We start from the raw sequence: 7,294 nt of genomic DNA on the forward strand, positions 1-7,294 counted from the left end.
CGTCGACATGCAGCAGGGGTTCGCCCTGCCGCGTTCATGCCGGGTGTCCCGGCGGTGCGGGGCGGGGCTTCCGGCGGCGCGGTGCCGCAGGCACGCGTGCCCCGGTGTCCGGGTGTCCCGCAGGCCGTGACGGGCGGCGCCGCGCGGACGCGCGGCAGCGCGCCCGCGCGGTCCGTGCCGGTGCTCCTGTTCGTGGTGTGTAGGACGGCCGTGGCGGCGACGTCGCGGCGTAGTGGAATTGCGGTGCGTACCGGCGCCGCGAAGCAAGGAGCATGATGACCCTGGCGCTCGCCGCCACCTGGAACCCGCTGGACTGGCCGCTGACGCACGGGCCGATCGCGTACGCCGTGCTGGCGGCGGGCTGGGGGGCGTTGCTGATGCTCGCCGTGGCCCGCGGCCGGCGGTGGGGGCTGCGCCTGCTGCCCTGTGCGGTGGTTCTGGCCGTGGCCCTCACCCTGCTGATCGACGTGGCGGTCGACGACTGGTGGCAGCCCTTCCCCGAGGGACTCCCGGACGAGGTGACGGTGTGGATCGGCACGGCGGTCCTCGGGCTGTCGCTGGCCGGGTTCCGGCTGCGCCGGCTGCCCTGGTGGCCCGGCCGGGCGCTGGTCGCGCTCGCCGCCGGGCTGGCGGTGCTGATGGCGTCCTCGCAGGTCAACCGACTGTTCGACCAGTACCCGACGGCGCGGGTGCTGCTCGCACCGTGGATCAGCGACACCGGCACCCTGGACACCACGCAGGCCGACCGGACGCTCGCCGCGCCGCCCGGCAAGGCGCTGGCCGACGTCTGGACCCCGCCCGCCGACCTGCCCGTCAAGGGCACCATCGCCGGCGTGCGGATACCCGGCCCGCGGTCGGCCTTCAGGACCCGCCCGGGCTTCGTCTACCTGCCGCCCGCGTACCAGGCCACACCGCGGCCGCTGCTGCCGGTGCTGGTCCTGCTGCCCGGCCAGCCCGGCGCGCCCGAGGACTGGATCAACTCCGGGGGCCTGCAGGACATGATGGACGGCTTCGCGGCCGCCCACCGGGGCCTGGCCCCGATCGTGGTCGTCGCCGACCCCACCGGCTCGCCCTGGGTGAACCAGCTCTGCATGGACTCCCGGCTGGCCAAGGCGCAGACCTACCTCGCCCACGACGTCCCGGCCTGGGTGCGCGACACCCTGCAGACCGCGACCGGACGGCAGTCCTGGGCGGTGGCCGGACTGTCCTTCGGCGGTACCTGCTCCCTGCAGCTGGCCCTGAACGCGCCCGAGGTCTACGGCTCCTTCATCAACATCTCCGGCCAGCAGGAGCCCACCCTGGGCAGCCACGGCAAGAGCGTGAAGGAGGCCTTCGGCGGTGACGAGGCGGCCTTCGAGGCCGTCGACCCGATGCACGTGATGGCCCGCAAGAAGTTCCCCGACACGGCCGGGATCTTCGTGGTCGGCGCCAACGACCAGGAGTTCCGCCCCCAGCAGGAGAAGGTGTACGCGGCCGCCGTCCGGGCGGACGTGTCGGTGCAGCTCCAGATCAAGCCCGGCTGGCACGACTGGACCGTCTTCCGGGCGGCCATCAACGACAACCTGCAGTGGCTCGCCAAGCGGACCGGACTGATCGGATGAGCGCCCCGGCCACCACCCCGGCCGACGGGCCCGCCGAGGCCCGCCCGATGTCCGCCGCCGGTCCGGCCCCCGCCGGTCCGGCCCCCACCGCTCCGTCCCCCGCCGGCCCGCGGCCGCCCGCCCCCACGGAGCCCGCCCGTCCGCCCGCCCCCACGGACCCCGCCCGTCCCGCCGATCCCGGCGCCGGACCTGGCGAGGGCCCGACCGCGCCGGCCCCCGAACCGGCCCGCTCCCGCTGGCTGCGACAGGCCCGCAGGCTGCGCGAGGCACCGCTGACCCTCGGCCTGCTCGCGACCCTGTGGATCATCGGCGCGGCCACCGGCAGCCTCCGCCACGGCCCCTCCGGCCCGCTGCTGGAGCACGTCGGCGTGGGCCTGCCCACCCTGGACGCCGGCCGCTGGTGGACCCCCCTCACCTCGCTGGTCTGGTGCTCCGGCCTGAGCGCCTACGCCTTCACCAGCCTGCTGCTCCTGCTGGTCGGCCCGGTCGCCGAACGCCGGCTCGGCCGCCGCCGGAGCGTCCTGGTCCTGGTCGTCGGCCAGGTCGTCGCCACCCTGCTCGGCACCGCCCTGGTCCGGCTGGGGATCGCCGCCGGCGAGGGCTGGACCCTGGACATCGCTGACCAGATCGCCACCGGACCGGGCGTCGGACTCTTCGGCCTCGCCGCCGTCCTCGGGTACCGCCTGACCGCCCTGTGGCGCCGGCGGATGCACCTGCTGGTGGTGCTCGTCCCCCTGGTCGCCACCCTGTACATCGGCCATCTTCAGGGCCTGCAGCGCTTCACGGCCGCGGTCGTCGGCCTCCTCGTCGGCGGGCTGCTGCACCGCCCCGGCGCGCACCGCGACCCGGCCGCCGAGCCGGACGGCGTGCGGCGCCGGCGCCGCCTGCGACTGCGCCGGCGCGGCCGCCCCTCGCACAACGAGACCCGGGTCCTGGTGGCCCTCTGCCTGGTCGCGGCGGCCGTCGGCCCGCTCTTCGCCTCGCTGTACGACAACGCCATCGGCCCCTTCAACAGCCTCTCCGACCTCTACCTCTCGCGCTCCTACGCACCGGACGAGATCGCCGACCTCTGCTCGATCTCCGTCCACGAATGCGCCCGGGCGCACGCCGTCCAGGACTTCTTCGACTCGCCCGGGCGCCTGATGGCAGCCGCCGTCCCCGCCCTGCTGCTGGTGCTCGCGGAGGGCCTGCGCCGGGGCCTGCGGTCCGCCTGGCGGATCACCGTCCTCACCGAGCTGATCTGGATCTGCCTGCTGGGCCGGCTGCTCGCCGACGACCTCTCCGTCCTCCAGGACCCGGCCGACACCGCGGCCGTCGTCGAGTTCTTCGTCGAGGCCCTGCTGCTTCCGGTGCTGACCACCGGCCTACTGATCCGCACCCGGCACCGCTTCCAGCTCCGGATGGGCCGACGGGTGGTCCGCCGGCTGGCCGCCGTCATCGCGACCGCCCTGGTGCTGACCGCCACCGCCTACGTCGGCGTCGGCGCGCTGGTCCGCGAGCAGTACGACCCGGCCGTCACGACGGGGCGGCTGGTCGCCGGGCTGCCCGCGGCCTACCTGCCGCCGGCCTACGCCGAACTGCTCTCCGACTACCCGATCGCCACCGGCCCGGTGGCGAGGCTGCTGGTCACCTACTGCGGACTGCTGTTCTGGACGGTGACCCTGTCCGCCCTGCTGGTCGCGCTGCGCCGGCCGGTGGTGCACGTGGACGCCGAGGACGCCGCCCGGGCCCGGGCCCTGCTCACCGCCCACGGCGGCAGCACGCTGTCCTTCATCAGCACCTGGGACGGCAACCACTACTGGTTCGACGAGGCCGGCGAGGCGGCGGTGCCCTACCGGGTGCTGTCCACCGTCGCGCTGACCACCGGGGACCCGTTCGGCGAGCCGGAGGCGAGGCGCCGGGCGGTGGCCGGGTTCGCCCGGCACTGCGACGCGCGCGGCTGGACCCCGTGCTTCTACAGCGTCACCCCCGAGATCCGCGAGGCCGCCGCCGAACTCGGCTGGCGCTCCCTCCAGGTCGCCGAGGACACCGTGGTGGCGCTGCCCGAACTCGCCTTCACCGGGAAGAAGTGGCAGGACATCAGGACGTCCCTGAACAAGGCCGGCAAGCAGGGCATCGTCGCCGAGTGGTGGAGCTACCGCGACGCCCCGGCCGACATCAAGGACCAGATCCGGTCCATCTCCGAGGAGTGGGTCTGCGACAAGGGCCTGCCGGAGATGGGCTTCACCCTCGGCGGCCTGGACGAGCTTGAGGACCCGGCCGTCCGGGTGCTGATCGCCGTCGACCCGGAGCGCCAGGTGCACGGGCTGACCAGCTGGATGCCCGTCTACGAGGACGGCCGTCCGGTCGGCTGGACCCTGGACTTCATGCGGCGCGGCTCCGACGGGTTCCGGGGCGTCATGGAGTTCCTGATCGCCTCCGCGGCCCTCGGCTTCAAGGAGGAGGGCGCCAGGTTCCTGTCCCTCTCCGGCGCGCCGTTGGCCCGCGCCGACCGCGGCCAGGACCCGACCTCCCTGCAGCGGATGCTGGACTGGATGGGCAAGGTGCTGGAGCCGGTCTACGGGTTCCGTTCGCTGCTCGCCTTCAAGGCCAAGTTCCAGCCCGAGTACCGGCCGCTCTTCATGGTCTACCCGGACCCGGCGGCCCTGCCGAGCATCACCCGCGCGATCGGCAAGGCGTACCTGCCGCACCTGACCGCGGCCCAGGGCGTGCGCCTGATGCGGAAGCTGTCGGCCTGAGGCCGGGGAGCCGTGGCCGGCCGGCCCGGCCCACCGCCCCCGGGGCGGCCGCCCGCCGGAGCGGCCCGTGCGGCCGCCCGGCCCGGCCGCTCCGCGCGGACGGGCCGGGCGGTGGCCGCCGGCGGGCCGGTCAGTTGTCGGCGATCTGGCGCAGCTCCGCGGTGACCGTCATGTGCTCGTCGTGGACCTCCAGGAACCGCCTGGTCCACTCCAGGGCCTCGGCCTTGTCCTCGGTCCGGATGATGGCGTAGCCACCGACGACCTCCTTCCCCTCGGTGAACGGGCCGTCGGTGCAGGTGACCCGGCCGCCGGACCAGGTGAGCCGGGTGCCCTCGGAGGTGGGGGCGAGCCCGGCGGTGTCCACCATGACCCCGGCCTTGGTGATCTCCTCGAACAGTGCGCCCATCCGCTGCTCGAACTCCGGGCCGGGCGCCTGCTGGGGGGCGCTCTGCTCGTCGACGCGGATCATGGACAGGAAGCGCGGCATGGTGACTCCTCGGCCGGTGCGGCGGGGCGTTTCCCCGCCTCTTCACCCTTGCGTCGAACGGGCGCCGCCCGGATCGACAACTCCCTCGGACATTTTTCGGGGAATCTTCCGGGCCCGCCCGCGGGCGGGACGGACCTGCCCTGCCCAGCCCCGTCCTGCGCAGCCCCGTCCTGCTCCGCTGCGCCCTGCCCGGGCCCGGCGGCCGGGCCCGGGGCCGGCCGGGGCTCACAGCCGGACGATGACCAGCGCCGCGTCGTCCGTGGCGGGGCGATCCGCGAGCAGCGCGGCCAGCACGCAGTCGGCCAGGGCCTCCGGGTCCTCCCGCCGGTGCTCGGCGAGCGAGTCGGCGAGCCGGGCCAGCCCGACGTCGATGTCCTCGTAGCGGCGTTCGATCAGCCCGTCCGTGTACAGCACCAGCGTGTCGCCCTCGTCGAAGGTGGTGGTCGCCTGTGGTCTGGGGACATGTTCGGGCCGGGCCCCCAGCGGGGGATCGGTGGCCCGGTCGAGGAACTCGATCCGGCCGTCCGCGTGCAGCAGCAGGGGCGGCGGATGCCCGGCGCTGCTGTAGGTGACCGTCCCGTTGTCCCAGTCGATCAGGGTGTTCACCGCGGTGGCGGACTCGGCGCCCGCCACCGAACGGGCGTACAGTCCCAGGACCTCCAGCGCCTGGGCCGGGCCGTCGGCGACCCGCGAGGCGGCGCTCAGCGCGCTGCGCAGCTGGCCCATCACGCAGGCCGCGCGCAGTCCGTGCCCCACGACGTCGCCGACCGCGACACCGATCCGGTCACCCGGCAGGTCGACCAGGTCGTACCAGTCCCCGCAGACGTTCAGCGCGTCGACGGCCGGCCGGTAGCGGACCGCCATCCCGTGGTGCCCGACCGGGCCGGGCGCCGGCAGCAGCGCCTCCTGCAGGGCCAGGGCCACCTCGCGGTCACGGGCGTTCGCCCGGCGCAACCGCTCGTTGACCTCCTGCAGCTCGCGGGCCCGAGTGTAGAGCTCCGCCTCCAGCACCCGGGCCCGCGACCCCTCGGGGCCGCCCCGGGCCCGGATCAGCTCGGTGACCTCCTCCACCCGGTGGACCAGCAGCACCACCCGGCCGTCCGGGCCCAGCACCGCCTCGTTGACCGGACTCCAGTACCGCTCCTCCCACACACCGGGCCGCTTCGGGGACTCCAGGTCGTACCGCTGGAGCGCCATCGCGTCCCGCTCGCCGCTCTCCAGCACCCGCTTGAGCGAGGCCGCCAGGTTGCGCGCACCGGTGGCGGTGGGATCGTTCGGATTGTCGGGGAAGACGTCGAACAGGTAGTGGCCCACCACCTGCTCCCGGCTCCGCCCGGACATCCTCAGGAACTCCTCGTTGGCGTCCGCGTACACCAGCTCGGGGGTCAGCAGCGCCACCATGCCGGGCAGAGCCTGGAACACCGCCGCGTAGTCGATCGCTGGTTCCGTCATCAGTGCTGCCCGCCTCGGCTCGCCGACCTGTATCCCCAACGATAGGAGCCGTCGCCGGGCCTGCCCTGCGGGACATCGCCGTCCGGGTCGTCCGGTGCTCCGTATCCGTCCCTGTTCAGCCGGACGGCCGGAGGAAGAGCTCGTCGGCGTAGCACCAGGCCCAGTCCTCGCCCCGCTTGAGCGTCCGGGCCAGGTCGTGGCCGGCCGTGGCGTGCGCGTGGGCGTAGGCGTGCTTCCCGGGCGAACTGTCGCAGCAGCCCTGATGTCCGCAGACCAGGCATTCGAGCAGGTGGACCCAGCTGCTCCCGGCGCGCAGGCAGTCCTCGCAGCCTCGGCGGGCGGCCGTGGCGGGCGGCTCCGGTGCCTCGTCCAGGTGGGTGCAGTCCGGCCGGTCGGAGGCCCCCGGCACCGGGGCGACCTGCCATGCGTGGTGCTCGCTCACGCCGTCCACGATACGCAGGCGGGGCCCGGACGGCCCGGGCCCGCCTCGACGGTCCGTGCCGGGCCGGACGGCCGGTGCCCGGCGGGAGGAATTCCGTTGCGGCCCGGGCCGGGCCTCTGCCAGGGTGTGGACCCCGCCGCATACCGAGAGGACTCCATGCCGTCACCGTCCGGATTCAGCTACGACCTTCGATCCGACGGCACCGTGGTGGTGCTGCACCGGGGCAGGGCCGCCGCCACGCTGCGCGGCGAGCGCGCCGCCCGGTTCCTGGCGGAGAGCGCCGACGGTGACCCCCAGTTGGTGATGGCCCGCTGGACGGGCAACTACAAGCGCGGCAACGAACGCAACGCCTCCCGGCACCCGCGCAACAGCCGCTGACCGGGCGGGCACCCGCCCGGCTCCGGTCCCCGGCCCCCGTCGCGACGGCCCGGCCCTGGCACGGGCGCGTCCTGCCCGTCATGACCGCCGCCCCTCCGGATGTACCGGGCGGGCGGCGGTTCCGTGCTCTCCGGGGTCTGATCAGGTGCCGAGTACGTCGCTCACCAGGGTGCGGGCCTCCTCCTGCACCTGGGTG

6 protein-coding genes are annotated in these 7,294 nt (G+C 74.7%); 3 read left to right on the plus strand and 3 right to left on the minus strand.

Annotated features, from left to right (window positions below; all coding sequences use genetic code 11):
* The first annotated feature begins 272 nt into the window (after positions 1-272).
* Together IE329_RS32815 and IE329_RS32820 are read left to right on the plus strand one after the other, a co-directional pair.
* Entirely contained in the window at positions 273-1,601 is a 1,329-nt protein-coding gene (locus tag IE329_RS32815) for an alpha/beta hydrolase (RefSeq protein ID WP_190214678.1), read from the plus strand.
* Entirely contained in the window at positions 1,598-4,339 is a 2,742-nt protein-coding gene (locus IE329_RS32820; RefSeq protein ID WP_190214679.1) for a phosphatidylglycerol lysyltransferase domain-containing protein, read from the plus strand. Before IE329_RS32815 ends, IE329_RS32820 begins: the two co-directional genes overlap by 4 nt.
* Before the next feature lie 130 nt (positions 4,340-4,469).
* Here IE329_RS32820 and IE329_RS32825 read toward each other — a convergent pair whose 3' ends face one another.
* From IE329_RS32825 to IE329_RS32835, 3 genes are all read right to left on the minus strand, one after another.
* Positions 4,470-4,826: a YciI family protein gene (locus IE329_RS32825; protein ID WP_190214680.1), complete on the minus strand. Its 357-nt coding sequence runs from the start codon at positions 4,824-4,826 to the stop codon at positions 4,470-4,472.
* Positions 4,827-5,051: 225 nt separating this feature from the next.
* A complete protein-coding gene (locus tag IE329_RS32830; protein ID WP_190214681.1) occupies positions 5,052-6,278 on the minus strand; it encodes a PP2C family protein-serine/threonine phosphatase in 1,227 nt (408 codons plus the stop codon).
* 115 nt (positions 6,279-6,393) lie between these two features.
* A complete protein-coding gene (locus tag IE329_RS32835) occupies positions 6,394-6,720 on the minus strand; it encodes a UBP-type zinc finger domain-containing protein (RefSeq protein WP_373311374.1) in 327 nt (108 codons plus the stop codon).
* 156 nt (positions 6,721-6,876) lie between these two features.
* Between IE329_RS32835 and IE329_RS32840 the strand changes: the two genes are divergently transcribed.
* Entirely contained in the window at positions 6,877-7,098 is a 222-nt protein-coding gene (locus IE329_RS32840) for a hypothetical protein (RefSeq protein ID WP_190214682.1), read from the plus strand.
* The last annotated feature ends 196 nt before the right edge of the window (positions 7,099-7,294 follow it).

Source organism: Kitasatospora indigofera, assembly GCF_014655955.1.
Lineage (GTDB): Bacteria > Actinomycetota > Actinomycetes > Streptomycetales > Streptomycetaceae > Kitasatospora > Kitasatospora indigofera.

Coding starts and splice junctions, on each gene's coding strand:
- IE329_RS32815 (WP_190214678.1), top strand. CDS start 273: ATGATGACCCTGGCGCTCGCCGCCACCTGGAACCCGCTGGACTGGCCG.
- IE329_RS32820 (WP_190214679.1), top strand. CDS start 1,598: ATGAGCGCCCCGGCCACCACCCCGGCCGACGGGCCCGCCGAGGCCCGC.
- IE329_RS32825 (WP_190214680.1), bottom strand. CDS start 4,826: ATGCCGCGCTTCCTGTCCATGATCCGCGTCGACGAGCAGAGCGCCCCC.
- IE329_RS32830 (WP_190214681.1), bottom strand. CDS start 6,278: ATGACGGAACCAGCGATCGACTACGCGGCGGTGTTCCAGGCTCTGCCC.
- IE329_RS32840 (WP_190214682.1), top strand. CDS start 6,877: ATGCCGTCACCGTCCGGATTCAGCTACGACCTTCGATCCGACGGCACC.